The following is an 18,633-nucleotide window of genomic DNA, read 5'->3' as shown; positions in this document are numbered from 1 at the left end:
ATCTTATTTATGTATTTTTTGCTCTCCGGAATATCAACCGCATTTGCTGGAATCGATGTAAAACGAAATATCAATTACCGTGGGCAAACACCTAATGTTAGGAATCTCTTAGATGTATATTATCCTAAGAAAACCGAATCTTCAAAAGATGTTCTTGTCTTTATTCATGGTGGCTCTTGGGATTCTGGTAAAAAAGAAACCTATTGGTGGCTAGGAAAAAATATGGCAAGAAATAATGTGGTTTCTGTGATAATTAATTATAGTTTAAGTCCCGAAGCCAAATATGATAAAATGGCTCTAGATTGCTCAGAAGCGATAAAATGGGTGAAGGATAGCATTTCGCAATTTGGTGGTAATCCGGATCGTATTTTTGTGATGGGGCACTCTGCTGGAGGACATTTAGCTGCCTTAATTAATAATGACCCTCGCTTTTTTAATAAAATAGGGATTACTAATCCAATTCGAGCGGTTATATTAAATGATGGCTTCGGAATGGATATGCATGAATATTTGAATGTTGCAGAAAAAAATAAGCAAACGGAGAGCTTTATGAATACTTTCTCTAAAGATGCAAATCTTTGGAAGCTTGGTTCTCCCATGTTTTATCTTGAAAATGTACAAAATCCATATTTGATTTTTGTTGGTGAAAATACCTATCCAGCAATTAAAAAGCAGTCGGATAGATTAAATAAGGAACTTATCAATGCCAATAAGAAGAGCGAACTGACCATTATTCAAGGTAAAAAACACGTTGGAATGATTTCGCAAATGATCTTTCGAAGTAACAAAATGTATGATATGATTTTGAATTTTATGAATTCTAATATCTAATTCGCCTTAGATTATCAAAGGATTTACTTTCCGCTGATTTTTATAATATAGATATTCCATAATTTTGTATTAAATATTAAGACTTTTCCATGTTTAAAAACCCGCTTGATCGTTTTAGATTTATTGCCTTGATAGAAGGGATTTCTTTTTTGCTTATTGGTATTACAATGATTTTAAAATATAGATACGATATGCCAGAGCCTAACAAAGTGGTAGGAATGGTGCATGGAGTATTATTTATTATTTATGTTTTATTGTTGATACAGGTAACTTATCTCTATAAATGGTCATTTTGGAAGTTTAGCCTAGGTTTTATCGCTTCATTAATACCTTTTGGTACATTTTACGCGGACAAAAAATTATTTTCGAAATAGAAAAATCACACAGAAATATTTGTACCCCATTCTGTAACAACTCGAAAACAGCCTAAAAAACCTTGTTAAAGCTGCTTTTGAATCTTCTTAATTGCCGCTTCAATTGATTTCTCAGGCTCAATAATATTGTATTCGCCCCAAAATTCGACATCCGCGAAGTTTGACACCTTATCAATCATGATTACGTTTTGTTTAAGTCGCTCAGTCGATTTATTAGCCTCATTTGATTTTTTCTCCACCTTGGTAACAGCCAATTCAATAGTAGAATCATAATTGCTATTAAACAGTTTTTTAGCCCAGTTTACTTTGAAGTTAATGTCGCCACGTGAATAAGCGAAAAGCCATTTCCCATCTGATTCACGGTAGTTAATTTGATAGCTAGCTAAAATCGGATAAACTTCAGAGCCAATTGGCTTTTTCTGAATTAAAAGCTTACTTAATGCCTTTTTGTTCTCAATATTTAGATTAAAGGTGGCACTAATTACTGCTAAACTCTCCATATCAATATATAATTTACCAAAATAAAGTGGTTCAACAATTTGTGGTTTCTGTTTGAAAGACAATACATACACCTTATTATCTCCAATTTGTGTGTTATTTTCTAAAGTAAAATTGTAGTTTGCTAGTGGATCATCAGTAAATATCATTTCTGGATTCTTCATAATGTCTAAATAAATACAAGTATAGGGGCCACCCTGTAACTTAAAACTTAAGGTATCTAACTTATTATAATCCGTATATTTTCTACCTTTAAATAATTGTATAATATCATCTACATTACTGTTATAGGCTTGTTTCTCAATTTCTACAACTGATTCGGTAAGTGATAAATAAGTTTTACGCTTTTTTATTGTTTCACGGTAAAAGCCAGTCATGAGGTTTTGATCTGAGCCGTAATTTTGATTAATTTTACTTAAAACCTGCTCTATCAGTTGATTAGCATTATTTGTTGAAACAATTACTTCTCCTAATGCGATATTAAAAGGCTCAAGTAAAATTGTATTATCTTCTGCTTTTAACTCCTTTACATTAATTGTTTTCTTTTTGTAACCAATAAAACTAATTAATAAACGACCCTCTAGTTTATTGTTTGGGATCTTAATCGAGAACTCACCTTCACTATTTGTTACGGTTGAAATATTTTCACCAATTAATGATAATGTGGCAAAGCTTAATGCATTTTTTGTTCGGCTGTCGCTAACCTTACCTTTAAATTGTGAGAATTTTGTAGAATCATTCTCAATTAAGTTACTGCTTAATGTATTCGCTTCTGCAGAAACTAAACCCAAAATGAAAAGAAATAGAGCTATAATTTTAATTTCTCTATTGATTGATTTGATTGCTTTTTTCATAACAGTAATTTAGGTTAAGCTCAATTGAATCGTTTTCAATAATTTATAATGCAAATTCACAGAGCAGGTGCTCACTAGATTATTGGTTTCGTGTAAATTTCCTACATACAATTTACGAAATAAAATTATCATTTTAAAATTTTGTGTTTATATGCTGAATTGCAGCATGAATTTTTACATTCCTTTGTTTTTATTCTCAGATCAATAAAATTTTAATTCAGATATTTGAGCGATATTTTTATCCTTAAAATCAAAAATTAAAACAATGGATTCGCCTAAAAACAATCGTCAGGTAGTTATTTGGTTATATATTGGTTTGGTCATGATAATGATTCAAGTTATTATTGGTGGAATTACCCGTTTAACTGGATCAGGCTTATCTATTACCGAATGGAAACCTATTATTGGCGCTTTCCCACCGATGAATGAACAAGCTTGGCAGGAGGCCTTCAATAAGTACAAGGAAATTGCCCAGTTTAAGCATTTAAATAGTCACTTTTCCTTAGAAGATTTCAAGTTTATTTTCTTTTGGGAATGGCTGCATCGGGATTGGGCAAGGTTCATGGGACTCGTGTTTATTTTTCCATTTATTTATTTTTTGATTACAAATAAAATCCAGAAAAATATGGTTGTGCCAATGATTGTATTGTTTCTTTTGGGAGGCTTACAAGGTGCAATTGGTTGGATAATGGTGCAAAGCGGACTAAATGATCAAGATTTATATGTAAGTCATATTCGTTTGGCCGTCCATTTCATGTCGGCATTAATTTTATTGTGCTATGTATTTTGGTTTGCCCTAAAACTGAGTATTGATAAAAAGCAAATTTTGTATGTGCCCAACCTAAAGAAAATTAATCTTTGGCTATTGCTTATATTGTTTTTCCAACTAATTTATGGGGCATTTATGGCGGGACTTCATGCTGCATTGGCTGCAAGGACTTGGCCAGACATCAATGGGAGGCTATGGCCAGTCGGGATGCTTACTGAGGGTGGATTTTGGGCCGATATCACCCATAATTTGATTACTGTGCAATTCATTCATCGTGGATTAGCCTATATCATTTGTATTCCTGTTTTAATATGGTTTTGGAAATCTAAAGATTTAGCTCAAACTACATTATTGCATAAATTTCGTTTTGTACCTGTACTTTTATTGTTTGTTCAAATACTCTTAGGGGTACTTACTGTATTAAATACAACAGGTGAAATTCCATTGTCTTACGGTGTTTTACACCAGTTTGTAGGAATGTTATTTTTACTCTCAGTGGTTTTTACGCTGTTTTTGAGTAGAGGAAAAGCTGTTAAATAGTTTTATTTGTATGATACCATTTCTCTGTTTTTTGTAATAATTTAGAAAAGGTTTGTAGCTATAAAAATTTTATTCATATTTGTTAAAGAATGAAAACGAAACAAATTTATACAATCTGGTGGTGGCAAATGTCTAAACATTTGGCAATCAGTTAGTTGTGTATTTTTTTATATAAAGAAATTTTTACTAAGGGTTGCTCAAAGAGCAGCCCTTTTTTGTTTTAAACAATTTTGAATTTTTACTTTCACTACATTAACAAAAGACAGATTATAGGTCTTAATTTATCAGAAGCATGAAAAAAATCTTAAATCACTTATTTGAGCATAAAACCTTTACTAAGGATGAATCGAAAGAGATTTTGACAAATATCACCCAAGGAAAGTACAATTCTTCCCAAATGGCTGCATTTATGGCTGCATTTTGTATGCGAAGTATTACCGTTGATGAACTTGAAGGATTTAGAGATGGGATGCTTGATATTTGTTTGAAGCCGGATTTAAAAGCCTATGACTTAATCGACTTATGTGGTACCGGCGGTGATGGTAAGGATACTTTTAATATCTCCACTTTGGCCTCTTTTGTGGTCGCAGGTGCTGGTTATAAGGTTTCAAAGCACGGTAATTATGGTGTTTCTTCTGGATGCGGTTCATCCAATGTAATGGAATATCTAGGCTATTCTTTTTCAAATGAGACAGATCATTTGAAGAAAACTTTAGATGAGGCTGGGATTTGTTTTCTTCATGCTCCATTATTTCATCCCGCTATGAAAACTGTTGCTCCAATAAGAAGGGAATTAGGTGTTAAAACTTTTTTTAATATGTTAGGGCCCTTGGTAAATCCTGCGCGTCCGAAATATCAAATGGTTGGGGTTTTTAGTCTTGAATTGGCACGTTTGTATGCTTATCTTTATCAAAAGGCAGATACAAAATACACCATTTTACATGCTTTAGAAGGTTATGATGAGATTTCTTTAACCTGTGATTTTAAGACTTTTTCTACCTCAGGCGAGCATATTTATTCAATTGATCAATTGGGTTTCGAAAAAATTGATCCTAAATCCATTGAAGGGGGTAGCACTGTTAAAGAGTCTGCAGATATTTTCAAATCAGTATTGGAGGGGAATGGCAGTTCTGAACAAAATAATGTGGTTGTTTCAAATGCAGCGGTAGCTATTAGAACGATAAAGCCTGACCTATCTTTTGCAGATTGTTTTTATGAAGCAGAAGAGGCATTGCTTAGTAAAAAAGCACTCCTAAGTTTTAAGAAAATGTTATCATGAGAATAAAGGTTTGTGGCATGCGAAATCCGGAAAATATTTTCGCTTTAGCGGAATTAAAACCGGATTATTTAGGCTTGATTTTTTATCCACTTTCAAAACGTTTTGTAGGTGATTTGGATAAATCGGTTTTAGGCGTATTGCCCAAATCAATCAAACTGACTGGCGTATTTGTTGATGAAAGTTTAGAAAATGTACTTGAAATAGTACAAAAATTTAATTTAAGTGCCATTCAACTTCATGGATCTGAATCTGTAGAATATTGCAGAGAATTAAAAAGAGAATTGACTAGAACCTCGCCTTTCATTGAAATAGAGATTTGGAAGGCATTTGGAATAAGTTCAAGTTTTGATTTTGAAACACTTAATTCTTTCCAAAACAACGTAGATTCTTTCTTATTCGATACTAAAACAGTAGAACATGGAGGTTCAGGAATCAGTTTTGATTGGCGTGTTTTGAGCGAATGTAAATTGGATAAACCTTTTTTCTTGAGTGGCGGAATAAGTCCCGAAAACATCCAAGAAGTTTTTAATTTAAATCATAAACAGTTATTGGGTGTTGATTTGAATAGTAAATTTGAAATAGAACCTGGTTTGAAAGATATCGATAGTCTTCAATCTGCATTTGATATAATTAGAAAATAAAATCAACCTCTCGGGGTGAAAAAATAAAAATATGAACAGAGAATTTATTAAGAGTTCCTTTAAATGGGGGGTAAATCCTAAGGGCTATTTCGGCGATTTTGGCGGCGCATATATTCCTGAAATGCTATATCCAAATGTGGAACATTTGCGCCAACAATATTTGGATATTATTTATGAACCTGCTTTTCAGGAGGAATTTAACCAATTATTGAAGGATTATGTGGGTAGGCCTTCTCCTTTATTTCATGCAGAACGCTTATCTGCGAAGTATGGGGCCACTATTTATCTAAAAAGAGAAGATCTTAACCATACCGGAGCTCATAAAATCAATAATACCATTGGACAGATTTTACTTGCAGAGCGCCTCGGTAAGAAGCGAATTATTGCCGAGACGGGTGCAGGTCAGCATGGGGTGGCAACTGCCACTGTATGCGCTCTTAAGGGCCTAGAATGCATTATTTATATGGGGGAGGTTGATATTGAGCGACAAGCACCAAATGTTGCCAGAATGAAGATGATGGGCGCCAAAGTGGTTCCGGCAATTTCTGGAAGTAAAACCCTGAAAGATGCTACCAATGAAGCAATGCGCGATTGGATTAATAATCCTACTGATACGCATTATATTATTGGTTCTGTTGTAGGCCCTCATCCATATCCAGATATGGTTGCAAGGTTTCAATCGATTATCTCGGAAGAGACCAAAAAGCAGCTTTTTGAAAGGACAGGTTCAGAAAATCCAGATATTGTAATGGCTTGTGTTGGTGGGGGTAGTAATGCCATGGGAATGTTCTATCACTTTCTAGATGATGAAAATGTGAAACTTATTGCCGTAGAAGCTGCTGGATTAGGTGTAGATAGTGGTGAATCGGCTGCTACTACTAGTTTGGGTAAAGAAGGTGTTTTGCATGGTAGTCGCTCACTTTTAATGCAAAGTGACGACGGTCAGGTTATTGAGCCTTATTCCATTTCTGCCGGATTAGATTATCCTGGAATTGGTCCGCAACACGCTCATTTATTTAAACAGCATCGTGCCGAATATGTGAGCATTACCGATGAGGAAGCTATGCAGGCTGGTAGACTTTGCTCCGAACTTGAGGGAATTATTCCTGCAATTGAGACTGCACATGCACTAGCTCATCTTGAAAAAATGAAGTTTAAAGGCGATGAATCTGTCGTGATTTGCCTATCGGGTCGTGGTGATAAAGACCTTGATACTTACATGAAATATTTTAATCTTTAAATTGCTCTTAATCAATATTTTATAATTGATAATAACAAAAAATGAATAGACTGAATCAATTGTTTCAAAATAAAAAAGAATCTCTTTTATCCATATATTTTACTGCAGGATATCCCAATTTATCAAGTACTTTAGATATTGCCGAGGCTGTACAGAAGGCGGGTGCCGATTTTATAGAAATTGGCTTTCCATATTCCGACCCCTTGGCAGATGGTCCCGTAATACAAAATAGTTCTTTAATAGCACTTCAAAACGGGATGAATCTTAAATTTTTGTTTGAGCAGTTAAAAGAGCTTCGTGAGCGTGTTTCCATACCAGTATTATTGATGGGATATGTAAATCCAGTTTTACAGTATGGAGTTAAGGATTTTTGTGAATCTTGTGCCGCAGTAGGAGTGGATGGAGTTATTGTTCCAGATCTTCCAATGGTTGAGTATGAAGAATTTTATAAGGATGATTTTTTGAATAATAATATCAGTAATATTTTCTTGGTTACGCCTCAAACTTCAGAAGAGCGTATCCGTAAAATTGATGAGCTTAGCAATGCTTTCATTTATTTACTTTCCTCATCTTCAACAACTGGAAAAAATTTAACTGTTTCTAATGAGGCTGATGCTTATTTCGCAAGAATTAAGGCCATGAATTTGAAAAATCCTACCATGATTGGTTTTGGTATTTCAGATCAAAAGAGCTTCAATAAAGCTGCCGAGTATACTCGAGGAGCAATTGTTGGTAGTGCCTTTGTTAAGTTTTTAGATTCCGACAATGCTTTGGAAAGAATTCCAGAATTTATCAAATCTATTCGTTCTTAGGCTTCTTCTATCTTTTTTTTCTCTTTATTATTTAAGGCGTTTAAGAAAAGGTAACCTGCTAGTCCTGAGAGTATTGATGCAACGAGTATCGCAAATTTCGCTTCAACCTTATATTCAGGATTGCTGAATGATAAAAGTGCGATGAAGATAGACATGGTAAATCCAATTCCTGCAAGTAATCCCAAGCCAAAAATGTGTTTCCAATTGGCCCTATTGGGTAATTTTGAGAAACCTAACTTAACAGATAACCAAGAGAACAAAGTTACTCCAATAGGTTTCCCTAAGGCTAATCCAAAGATTATCCCTAAACCTAGGGGACTACCCAATCCGTCGATCATTTTGCTTTCAAATTCGATATTGGTATTAGCTAAAGCAAAAATCGGCATAATTAAGAAGTTAACAGGCCAAATGATGATATGCTCTAATTTCTCTAATGGTGATTCGTCTTTTTCTGGATTTGTAGGTATTGTTAATGCTAATAACACCCCTGCAATAGTGGCATGAATGCCTGAATGATGAACAAAATACCATAAAAATACACCAGGAATAATGTAAAAGAATAACCTTTTTACACCGAACCAATTCATTGCGATTAAAAGTGCTAGAATCCCCGCAGAATATCCTAGTTGCATCCAATGTAATTCATTGGTGTAAAAAATTGCAATTACGAGTATAGCACCAAGATCATCTGCTATAGCTAAGGCAGCAAGGAATATCTTTAGGGATGAAGGAACTCGTTTTCCTAAGAGTGAAATTACTCCCAAAGCAAAAGCAATATCTGTCGCCATTGGAATTCCCCATCCATGTACAGTAGGGGATCCTGAGTTGAATAATGCATAAATACCGGCAGGAAAAAGCATTCCTCCAATTGCAGCAAAAATGGGCATGGCTGCCTTTTTAGGGCTTGATAATTCGCCCTCAATAATTTCTCTCTTAATTTCCAATCCCACTAAGAGGAAGAAAATAGCCATCAAGCCATCATTTATCCAGAGAGAAATAGAATATTCTAATTGAATACTTGGGTTACTGTATCCAATTTGGGTACTTAAAAAATTCTCAAATGCTTCTCCTAAATTAGAATTCGCAATAATTAGCGAAATTATGACACAAAAAATGAGAATGACTCCGCCAATTTGTTCGGATCTAAGGAAATCTTTAAAGGGTTTTAAGTTTATTGCTTTTACCATAGCCACCAAAATACTAAAATAATTCAGACGAGGGGTTTTAGAATAGTGAAAATCCCATTTTGAAAATCCAAAATTGTTATGTTTTCCATATTCTTATCTTTAATTTATTATAAATATTGACTCAAATCGCCTTTGCCTTGGCGTATAATCTCAAAATCACCTTCACTACAATCTACAATAGTGGATGGCTGATTATCTCCATATCCACCATCAATCACTAAATCTACAAGCTCTTCATATTTTTCATGAATCAACTCAGGATCAGTCGAATACTCAATAATTTCATCTTCATCATGTATGGATGTAGAGATTATTGGATTTCCTAACAATTGAACAATTGAGCGTGCTATAGAATTGTTTGGTACCCGAATACCGACAGTTTTTTTATTGGAACTTAGCAATTTCGGTACATTTTTATTGGCATTGAAAATGAATGTAAACGGACCAGGAAGTGCTTTTTTCAAAATCCTATAGGTCTCATTATCAATGGGTTTGGTGTAGTCTGAAATGTGCCTTAAATCGTAACAGACAAATGAAAAATTCGCTTTTTCTGGTTTTATGCCTTTTATTTTACAAATTCTTTCTATTGCTTTTGAATTAGTAATATCACAGCCCATTCCATAAACCGTATCAGTAGGATAAATTATTATTCCTCCTTTTTTAAGCACCTCAACAACCTGCTGAATTGCTTTTTCATTTGGGTTTTCTGGGTAGATTTTAATCAGCATAATGGATATTTATTAATTTCTCAAAAGCAATTTTGTAAAATCAGACCTAACTAAACGGGCTTTTAACCCGTTTTTAGATTAAAATTCAGCGTTTTTAGGTGTCCTTGGGAAAGGAATAACATCTCTAATATTGGTCATTCCAGTTACGAAAAGTACTAACCTTTCAAATCCTAAGCCAAATCCCGCATGTGGGGCTGATCCAAAACGACGGGTGTCTAAATACCACGACATTTCTTCTGCTGGAATGTGCATCTCTGTCATTCTTTTCTCTAATTTCTCTAATCTTTCTTCCCGCTGAGATCCACCAACAATTTCGCCAATGCCCGGGAAAAGAATGTCCATGGCACGAACAGTTGTTCTTCCTTCGGCATCAGGCTCGTTCATTCTCATGTAGAATGATTTGATGTCGGCAGGATAATCTGTTAAAATAACCGGTTTTTTGAAGTGCTTTTCAACCAAATAGCGTTCATGTTCCGATTGAAGATCTGAACCCCATCCCTCAATTAAATATTTGAATTGTTTCTTTTGATTAGGCTTTGAGTTTCTTAAGATAGAAATAGCTTCCGTATAAGTTATTCTCTCAAAATCATTTTCCAAGCAGAAATTCAATTTGGTTAACAAGTCAAACTCAGAACGTTCAGCCTGGGGTTTTTGTTTGTCTTCTTCTAAAAGTCTATTTTTTAAGAACTCGAGCTCATCAGCACAATGCTCTATCGCATAGCGAATTACATATTTCAGTAATTCTTCTGCCAAGTCCATATTATCGGTCAAATCGTAAAAGGCCATCTCTGGCTCTATCATCCAAAACTCGGCTAAATGACGTGTTGTATTTGAGTTTTCGGCTCTAAAAGTAGGTCCAAAAGTGTAAATATCACCAAATGCCATAGCGGCTAATTCGCCTTCCAGCTGACCAGATACCGTTAAATTAGTGGCTTTACCAAAGAAATCTTCTTTGTAATTAACGCTTCCATCTTCATTACGTGGAATATGGTCTGGGTCGAAGGTTGAAACGCGAAACATCTCACCAGCACCCTCTGCGTCAGAAGCAGTAATAATTGGAGTATGCATGTAAACAAATCCCTTGTCGTTGAAGAATTTATGTACAGCGAAGGCTAGTGCATGTCTGATTTTGAATACAGCATTGAAGGTATTGGTGCGAAATCTTAAATGGGCAATCTCACGTAAAAATTCAAGGCTATGTTTTTTAGGTTGCAAAGGGAATTTTTCGGCATCACTATCACCCAAAATTTCAATTTTATTTACCTTAATTTCAATTTTCTGACCTTTTCCTAATGATTCAACAACTTCTCCTTGAATAGATACAGCTGCACCAGTAGTAATTCTTTTTAAGAGGCTTTCATCCAGCGCATTAAAGTCAACAACTGCTTGAATATTATTTATTGTAGAGCCATCATTTAAAGCAATAAATTGATTGTTTCTAAATGTTCTAACCCATCCCATTACGGAAACTTGTTTTCCGAAATCACTAGAATTTAATAAATCTTTAATTTTTGTACGCTTAGCCATCTTTTTTGTATGAATTGCAAAAATACAAATCGTTCTGTTAACCACAAGTTTAAGCTTAGGTCTGCAGAATGATTATTTACATGTTTTGAGGTCGCTTGTTACAGCCTCGGTATCATAAAAACCCTGTTTATTGCCAAAACTATTGGTGATATAAACAATTACCTGTGCGATATCTATGTCGGCTAAAGTTTCATTACCCGGCATTATTTCATCATAAGTGATGTTATTTATTTTTATTTCACCCTGCTGACCATTTCTGATTATGCAGGATAATTGATTTTTATTTAATTTTAAATAGGTCGTATCAGTTAATGGTGGGTATAAAGTCCCAAGCCCCTTGCCATCAGCACCATGACAACTTTGGCAACTCTTTTCATAAATACGTTTACCATTAACATAGTAGCGCTTATAATCTAAACTGTTTTCATCTTGGCAAGATTGAACACTAACTCCAATTCCTAAGGCCAATAAAACGGTGTAAATTAGGCTATTTCGCATCACCAAATTCTTCCTTCAGCAAAATATCCATGTCGAGCATTAACTGCTTAACTTGATCTTCTTTTGTACCATCATAAGCACCTCTGATACGTTTTTTAGTATCTACAAGTATAAACCAACCCTGATGTACCAATCCCTGTGGATCAGTATTATCTTCATAAGCCGCCACTAAATAACTTTTTGCGGCAATATTGAAAATAGAATCACGGCTACCATGCACAAACTCCCACTGATTACCCTCAAGGCCAAGTTTTGTGGCATATTTTTTTAATCTAGAAGGCAAATCATATTTGATATCAATGGTATGGGAGAGAAATTTAACTTTTGAATCACCTTTGTATTTATTATACACGTTGAGCATGTTGCGGTGCATAATCGGACAAATAGTATTGCATGAGGTGAAAAAGAAATCGCTTACATAAATTTTATTGTCGAAATCTTTATCACTTATAAGAATGCTGTCTTGATTGAAATAGCTAAAAGCTGGGATGCTTTGGTAAAGCGTGTCAATTACTACTTTTCCATCCACCGTTTTTTCAATGGGCTCACGTTCTCCTAGAATGGGAAGTTTTTCTTCAGATGTATTTGTACAAGACTTAAGAATCAAGCCTAAAAGAGCAATAAATAGTACCTTTTTCATGATGCAAATATACTTGCTTTTTTACTCTTTTAGGCAATAAATCGAAGGAATTAGACTGCTAAATCTTTCATAATCAGATCGATTTTTTCATCTAATAAATGTTCCTTAGCGCTAAACTCGTTTTTATTTGGAAGATCAGTCTTTACACTGCAATAAAATTTGATTTTTGGCTCGGTGCCCGATGGCCTTGCTGAAATGATGCTACCATCAGCAGTAATAAACTGTAAAACATCAGATTTTGGATAATCCAGATTTTTTTCGTAACTTGTATTTAGGTCGATTTCTTTCCCTAGTTCATAATCTTTTAAGCACACCACTTTAGAACCGCCTAAACTTTTCGGAGTATTAGTCCTGAAACGTTCCATTAATGCTTTTATCTCTTCTGCACCAGTCTTGCCTTTTTTGGTAATAGAAACCAATTTCTCTTTGTAAAAGCCATATTCTTGATACATATTAAGCATGGCCTCGTACAAACTACTGCCTTTGTCCTTGTAAAAAGCAGTCATTTCTGCAATAAAAGCACATGAAATTACGGCATCTTTATCTCTCACTAAATCACCTACTAAATAGCCATAACTTTCTTCTCCTCCAGCAATAAAGGTTTTCTTACCATCAAGCGCGGTAATTAATGCACCTATCCACTTAAATCCAGTTAAGGTTTCATAAAAACTTACTTTCTTTGATTTGGCAATTTCTTCCACTAATTTAGTGGTAACTACCGTAGAAACTATATATTCATTGCCAGTAAGCTTTCCTTTTTGCTCCCAGGCTGTCAATAGATAATTAATTAATAAACTACCTGTCTGATTTCCATTCAGTAAAATGAACTCGCCTTCATTATTTTTTACAGCGATTCCAACGCGGTCGGCATCTGGATCAGTAGCCAAGACTAAATCGGCATCAATTTCTTTCGCTTTAGCCAGGGCCAAAGTCAATGCTTCTTTTTCTTCCGGATTTGGATAGATTACCGTCGGGAAGTTTCCATCAGGGATAGATTGCTCTTCAACTAGGGTAAGGTTGGTAAAACCGAAGTGTTTTAATGCGGCTGGGACTAATGTAATTCCCGTTCCATGGATAGGAGAGTACACAATTTTTAAGTCTTTTTGGCGCGAAATGGCATCCTGTGAGACAGAAAGTTCTTTTATTTTTTCTAGATATAAATGATCTATTTTGTCGTCAAGGAGCTCAATATTAGCTTCAATTCGATCAAATTTTACAAGATCAACCGAGCTTATTTTCGATACTTCATCCATCACCAATTTATCATCTGGTGATGTGAATTGTCCGCCATCACTTCCATAAGCCTTATAACCATTATATTCTTTAGGATTATGGGAAGCCGTAATCATCACACCACTCTTGCATCCTAATTGACGGATCGCGAAAGATAATTCGGGAGTTGGCCTTAATTCTTTAAAAAAATAAACTTTTATTCCATTTGCTGAAAAGACATCGGCAGTAATCCTCGCAAAATAATCAGAATTATTTCTGCTATCATGTGCAATGGCAACACTGATTTTCTCTCCTGGATACTTTTTTAATAAGAAATTACTTAATCCCTGACTTGCTGAGCCAATGGTATATTTATTGATGCGGTTAGTACCCGGACCCATTGTTCCTCTTAGTCCGCCAGTACCAAATTCCAAGTCCCTATAAAATGAATCAATAAGCTCTGTTGTGGAGCCCGAATCTAATAAAGACTTAATTTCATTTTTGGTATCTAAATCATAGCTTCCATTAAGCCAAACATTGATTTTGTCTAAAATTGAGGACTCCAACTCGTGCATAATTATTAATTTTTATTTGTATTTTATTCTGACCGGGAATGATCATGGCTAAACACACCAAATTTAATTTTGTTTGGTGTGAAAAATAGAATGGTTTTTTCTATTTTTAGCATCTCAATCCGCAAGTATAAAAATCATTTGTGGCAATTTAAAATTCAAGATTAAATGAAGGTATTAAAGTTTGGTGGAACATCGGTTGGAAGTCCCGATCGAATGAAGAATTTATTGGATATTATTAAACCTAAAAACAAGCAGATTGTTGTTCTTTCTGCTGTTTCTGGGACTACAAACAGTCTTTTGGAGATTTCACAGGCTTATCTAGCTGAGGATAAACAGAAGGCTTCCGACTTAATTTCTGCACTGAAAGCCAAATATGAAATATTTATAAAAGAACTTTTTTCTAGCGATGAGGGTTATGAAAATGGGAAGGATTTAATTGATTATCACTTCAATTTATTGTCTTCTTTTGCTAATGAATTGTTCACAGCTATTGAAGAAAAGGTTATTTTAGCTCAGGGCGAACTCATTTCAACTACACTTTACCATATTTATCTTACAGAAATAGGGGTAAAGTCGGTGCTTTTGCCTGCACTTGATTTCATGAAGATTGATGAGGATAATGAGCCCATAATTCCTTTTATTTCTGAACACTTAAAAGTATTGCTTGATCAATATCCAACTGATATTTTGTTTATCACGCAAGGTTATATTTGTCGTAACTCTTTTGGTGAAATTGATAATCTTCGTCGTGGCGGAAGTGATTATACAGCTTCATTAATTGGTGCGGCCATTGCTGCCGAGGAAGTGCAAATATGGACCGATATCGACGGGATGCACAATAATGATCCTAGAATTGTAAAAGGTACCAAGCCAATTGCTGTTTTATCTTTTGATGAAGCTGCCGAGCTTGCTTATTTCGGTGCTAAGATTCTTCACCCTCAGAGTGTTTTTCCTGCCCAAAAATATAAAGTACCGGTTCGTTTGCTCAATACCATGGAGCCTGATGCTCCTGGAACCTTAATTACCAATGAAAGTGAACGTGGGAAAATTAAATCTATCGCTGCTAAAGATGGTATTACGGCCATTAAAATCCAATCCAGTCGTATGCTTTTAGCGTATGGTTTCTTGAGACGTGTTTTTGAGGTTTTTGAGCGCTATAAAACCCCAATTGACATGATTACAACGTCGGAAGTGGCCGTTTCTGTAACAATTGATGAAACACAGCACCTCGATGAAATTCTTAAAGAATTGAATAGCTTTGGCACAGTTGAGGTTGACCATAATCAAACAATTGTTTGTGTGGTAGGCGATTTTGGTGTAGAAAAACATGGTTTTGCCGCTCGCGTTCTAGAGGCAATTAAACATATTCCACTTCGTATGATTTCCTACGGAGGAAGTAGCTACAATATTTCTTTACTTGTTAAAAATGTGGATAAAGTAGAGGTTCTCAGGTCATTACATAACCGTTTATTTGAATAAGATACTCAATCTGCTTCGGTAGATATATTTTTTTATATGCTAAATAAGGATACAATTTCAAGTTTCAACGAGTTAGAAACTCCCTTTTATTATTATGATCTTAAGTTGCTAGAGCAGACACTTGAGTCTTGTCGCATGGCGGCCGATAAATTCGGTTTCCATGTTCATTATGCTTTGAAAGCCAATTTTAATGAGCAAGTTTTGGAGGCTATTCGCAAAATCGGCTTTGGAGCTGATTGTGTGAGTGGTAATGAAGTAAAAAAGGCAATCGACCTAGGTTTCGACTCTCAAAAAGTAGTTTTTGCTGGTGTGGGGAAGTCGGATAAGGAGATTACCGAAGCTCTAAATAGTGATATTTATTGTTTTAACGTGGAGTCGGTGCAAGAGCTTGAAATTATCAACGGACTAGCAGCTAAGCTCGGGAAAGAAGCTCGTGTAGCACTTCGTATTAATCCGAATGTTGATGCGCATACGCATCAATATATTACTACGGGACTTGAAGAAAATAAGTTTGGGATAAATCAATGGGAGCTTAATGCTTGTATAGAGCAATTAAAGGCTTGTAAGCAGTTAAACCTTATAGGAATACATTTTCATATCGGATCACAAATCACTAATCTAGAGGTCTTTAAAAGCCTATGTTTGAAAGTAAATGAGCTTAATGTTTGGTTTGCAGATCATGGATATCAATTAAAGGTTTTAAATGTGGGGGGCGGTTTAGGTGTGGATTATCATGCACCTGACGAAAACCCAATAAATGATTTTGATAGCTATTTTACAATTTTTAACCAGTTTTTAGAACGTAGAAATGATCAGGAAGTCCATTTTGAATTGGGTAGGGCACTAGTTGCTCAATGCGGAAGCTTGATTAGTCGTATTCTCTATGTAAAAAATGGATTAAAAAAGAATTTCTTGATTTTAGATGCTGGAATGACCGAATTAATGCGTCCGGCACTTTATCAAGCTTACCATAAGATTGAGAATATTAGCTCTTTATCTGTTAAAAAGATTAAGTATGATGTGGTGGGACCAATTTGTGAGAGTACCGATTGTTTTGGCAAAGAAGTTGAACTTCCAGAATCTTTTCGTGGCGATTTAATTGCCATTAGAACCGCTGGTGCCTATGGTGAGGTGATGTCTTCAGGATATAATTTGCGTGAACGGGTGAAATCGGTTTATTCGAAGTAGGTGGTTAGTAGTTAGGTGGTTAGTAGTTAGTTGGTTAGGCTGGCGTCATCTGTTACCCGGTGGCTGAGGTACTCGAAGCCCGTTATTTTTGTCAGTTGTCAGTTGTCAGTTGTCAGGCTGGCGTCATCTGTTACCCGGTGGCTGAGGTTCTCGAAGCCGAGTTATCAGTTATCAGGCTGGGCGGAGAGAGAAAATAGTTTAAACAAAAACTTACTCTAAACTGTCTTTATTCCTTGCTCCTTATTCCTTGCTCCTTGTTCCTTATTCCTTCCTCTAATCTCCGCAATCCCATCAATCACAAAAATCATAGTTCAGACAACCTTTATTAGTACATAGTATTTAGTACATAGTATTTAGAAATGTTTAATCAAAAACATTAGATTTTATTAGCGCTACTCTTTTTATCTTTAATCTTTATTCCTTATTCCTTGCTCCTTGTTCTTAGCTCCTTATTCTTTGTTCCTTATTCCTTGATCATAACTCATTTCTCACCATACCACCTAAATCCTATACAAACGCGTTCAGACCAGTAATATCCATTCCAGTAATCAACAAATGAATATCATGAGTGCCTTCATAGGTAACTACTGATTCTAGGTTCATCATATGTCTCATAACAGGATATTCGCCAGTAATACCCATTCCACCGAGCATTTGACGTGCTTCACGGGCAATATTTATAGCCGTTTCAACGCTATTTCGCTTTGCCATTGAAATTTGTGCGGGAGTGGCTCTATTTTCATTTTTTAAAACTCCTAAACGCCAAACAAGGAGTTGTGCTTTGGTGATTTCGGTAATCATCTCCGCTAATTTTTTCTGCTGTAATTGAAATCCACCAATGGGTTTTCCAAATTGAATACGTTCTTTAGAATAACGCAAAGCTGTATCGTAGCAGTCCATGGCTGCACCTAATGCCCCCCAAGCTATTCCGTAACGTGCTTGGTTTAAGCAACTCAAAGGACCTTTTAATCCTTTTATATTTGGTAATAAATTCTTTTTAGGCACTTTCACATTGTCGAACACCAATTCGCCACTTGCCGAAGCTCTTAAACTCCATTTTCCATGAATTTCTGGTGCGCTAAAACCTTCCATGTCTTTTTCAACGATCACTCCACGAATTATGCCTTCCTCATCTTTTGCCCAAACAATAGCTATATCTGCAAAAGGAGAGTTCGAAATCCACATTTTGGCGCCATTTAGCAAGTAATAGTCGCCCATATCTTTAATATTGGTAATCATACTGCCTGGGTCAGAACCATGGTCAGGCTCCGTTAATCCAAAGCATCCCATGTACTCCCCTGAAGCTAATTTGGGTAAATAATGCATTTTTTGCTCTTCCGAACCGAACGCAAAAATTGGATACATTACCAAAGAACCTTGAACAGAAGCAGTAGAGCGAATGCCTGAATCGCCGCGTTCAATTTCTTGCATGATTAAACCATAGGAAATATAATCTAAACCTGCTCCGCCATAATTTGCGGGTATTGTCGGACCGAAAGCACCAACCTCAGCCAATCCAGGAAGCAAATGTTTAGGGAAAATAGCCTTCTGTGCGCAATCTTCAATTATGGGACTTACTTCTTTCTTTACCCAGCTGCGAACGGTATCACGGACTAATTTATGTTCATCAGTCAATAATTCATCTATCTGATAATAATCAGGAGCTTCAAAAAGGTCTTTTTTAGATGATTTTTGGATTGAATTTAGGTCGTAATTTTGATTAGACATGGCAATATGCTTTTTTCAAAATTAGTAAAATCT

General features: G+C 35.4%; 17 protein-coding genes. 9 read left to right on the top strand and 8 right to left on the bottom strand.

The features are described from left to right. The first annotated feature begins 9 nt into the window (after positions 1-9). Both QZ136_RS01295 and QZ136_RS01290 read left to right on the top strand, forming a co-directional pair. On the top strand, positions 10-831 hold the full coding sequence (locus QZ136_RS01295) for an alpha/beta hydrolase (RefSeq protein ID WP_291399518.1): 822 nt from the start codon (positions 10-12) through the stop codon (positions 829-831). Between the two features lie 89 nt (positions 832-920). Beyond that, the gene (locus tag QZ136_RS01290) at positions 921-1,205 is read left to right on the top strand and encodes a DUF3817 domain-containing protein (protein ID WP_291399517.1); all 285 of its coding nucleotides are present in this window, start codon (positions 921-923) and stop codon (positions 1,203-1,205) included. A gap of 65 nt (positions 1,206-1,270) precedes the next feature. Here QZ136_RS01290 and QZ136_RS01285 read toward each other — a convergent pair whose 3' ends face one another. Further along, positions 1,271-2,557: a carboxypeptidase-like regulatory domain-containing protein gene (locus QZ136_RS01285; RefSeq protein ID WP_291399516.1), complete on the bottom strand. Its 1,287-nt coding sequence runs from the start codon at positions 2,555-2,557 to the stop codon at positions 1,271-1,273. A gap of 265 nt (positions 2,558-2,822) precedes the next feature. Between QZ136_RS01285 and QZ136_RS01280 the strand changes: the two genes are divergently transcribed. The 5 genes from QZ136_RS01280 (at position 2,823) to trpA (ending at position 7,838) form a co-directional block, all read left to right on the top strand. Further along, positions 2,823-3,866 carry a COX15/CtaA family protein gene (locus tag QZ136_RS01280; protein ID WP_291399515.1) on the top strand — a complete coding sequence of 348 codons (1,044 nt, stop codon included), beginning with the start codon at positions 2,823-2,825 and terminating at the stop codon, positions 3,864-3,866. Positions 3,867-4,158: 292 nt separating this feature from the next. Further along, on the top strand, positions 4,159-5,145 hold the full coding sequence (gene trpD / locus QZ136_RS01275) for an anthranilate phosphoribosyltransferase (protein WP_291399514.1): 987 nt from the start codon (positions 4,159-4,161) through the stop codon (positions 5,143-5,145). Beyond that, positions 5,142-5,786 carry a phosphoribosylanthranilate isomerase gene (locus tag QZ136_RS01270; RefSeq protein ID WP_291399513.1) on the top strand — a complete coding sequence of 215 codons (645 nt, stop codon included), beginning with the start codon at positions 5,142-5,144 and terminating at the stop codon, positions 5,784-5,786. The genes trpD and QZ136_RS01270 overlap by 4 nt, the downstream gene beginning before the upstream one ends. 31 nt (positions 5,787-5,817) lie before the next feature. Then, entirely contained in the window at positions 5,818-7,026 is a 1,209-nt protein-coding gene (gene trpB, locus QZ136_RS01265; RefSeq protein ID WP_291399512.1) for a tryptophan synthase subunit beta, read from the top strand. 41 nt (positions 7,027-7,067) lie between these two features. Next, the gene (trpA, locus tag QZ136_RS01260; RefSeq protein WP_291399511.1) at positions 7,068-7,838 is read left to right on the top strand and encodes a tryptophan synthase subunit alpha; all 771 of its coding nucleotides are present in this window, start codon (positions 7,068-7,070) and stop codon (positions 7,836-7,838) included. Here the strand turns inward: trpA and nhaA are convergent. From nhaA to QZ136_RS01230, 6 genes are all read right to left on the bottom strand, one after another. Then, the gene (nhaA, locus tag QZ136_RS01255; RefSeq protein ID WP_291399510.1) at positions 7,835-9,025 is read right to left on the bottom strand and encodes a Na+/H+ antiporter NhaA; all 1,191 of its coding nucleotides are present in this window, start codon (positions 9,023-9,025) and stop codon (positions 7,835-7,837) included. The two genes, trpA and nhaA, sit on opposite strands and share 4 nt — an antisense overlap. A 107-nt stretch (positions 9,026-9,132) precedes the next feature. Beyond that, positions 9,133-9,753 (bottom strand): L-threonylcarbamoyladenylate synthase, encoded by a 621-nt coding sequence (locus tag QZ136_RS01250; protein WP_291399509.1) that lies wholly within the window; start codon positions 9,751-9,753, stop codon positions 9,133-9,135. A 78-nt stretch (positions 9,754-9,831) separates the two neighbouring features. Further along, a complete protein-coding gene (gene asnS, locus QZ136_RS01245; RefSeq protein WP_291399508.1) occupies positions 9,832-11,280 on the bottom strand; it encodes an asparagine--tRNA ligase in 1,449 nt (482 codons plus the stop codon). A gap of 72 nt (positions 11,281-11,352) precedes the next feature. Then, entirely contained in the window at positions 11,353-11,778 is a 426-nt protein-coding gene (locus tag QZ136_RS01240) for a cytochrome c (RefSeq protein WP_291399507.1), read from the bottom strand. After that, complete coding sequence (locus tag QZ136_RS01235; protein WP_291399506.1) at positions 11,768-12,418, bottom strand: SCO family protein; 651 nt, start codon at positions 12,416-12,418, stop codon at positions 11,768-11,770. Before QZ136_RS01235 ends, QZ136_RS01240 begins: the two co-directional genes overlap by 11 nt. Before the next feature lie 50 nt (positions 12,419-12,468). Continuing rightward, positions 12,469-14,205 (bottom strand): phospho-sugar mutase, encoded by a 1,737-nt coding sequence (locus QZ136_RS01230; RefSeq protein WP_291399505.1) that lies wholly within the window; start codon positions 14,203-14,205, stop codon positions 12,469-12,471. A gap of 165 nt (positions 14,206-14,370) precedes the next feature. Between QZ136_RS01230 and QZ136_RS01225 the strand changes: the two genes are divergently transcribed. Further along, positions 14,371-15,684, top strand: a complete 1,314-nt coding sequence (locus QZ136_RS01225; protein ID WP_291399504.1) for an aspartate kinase — start codon at positions 14,371-14,373, stop codon at positions 15,682-15,684. A 36-nt stretch (positions 15,685-15,720) separates the two neighbouring features. Continuing rightward, on the top strand, positions 15,721-16,872 hold the full coding sequence (gene lysA / locus QZ136_RS01220) for a diaminopimelate decarboxylase (protein ID WP_291399503.1): 1,152 nt from the start codon (positions 15,721-15,723) through the stop codon (positions 16,870-16,872). A 507-nt stretch (positions 16,873-17,379) separates the two neighbouring features. Here the strand turns inward: lysA and QZ136_RS01215 are convergent. Continuing rightward, on the bottom strand, positions 17,380-18,600 hold the full coding sequence (locus QZ136_RS01215; protein WP_291399502.1) for an acyl-CoA dehydrogenase family protein: 1,221 nt from the start codon (positions 18,598-18,600) through the stop codon (positions 17,380-17,382). Positions 18,601-18,633: the final 33 nt, after the last annotated feature.

The organism is Daejeonella sp. (assembly GCF_017495225.1).
Taxonomy (GTDB): Bacteria; Bacteroidota; Bacteroidia; order Sphingobacteriales; family Sphingobacteriaceae; genus Daejeonella.
This window is presented reverse-complemented; position numbering and strand designations above follow the sequence as displayed.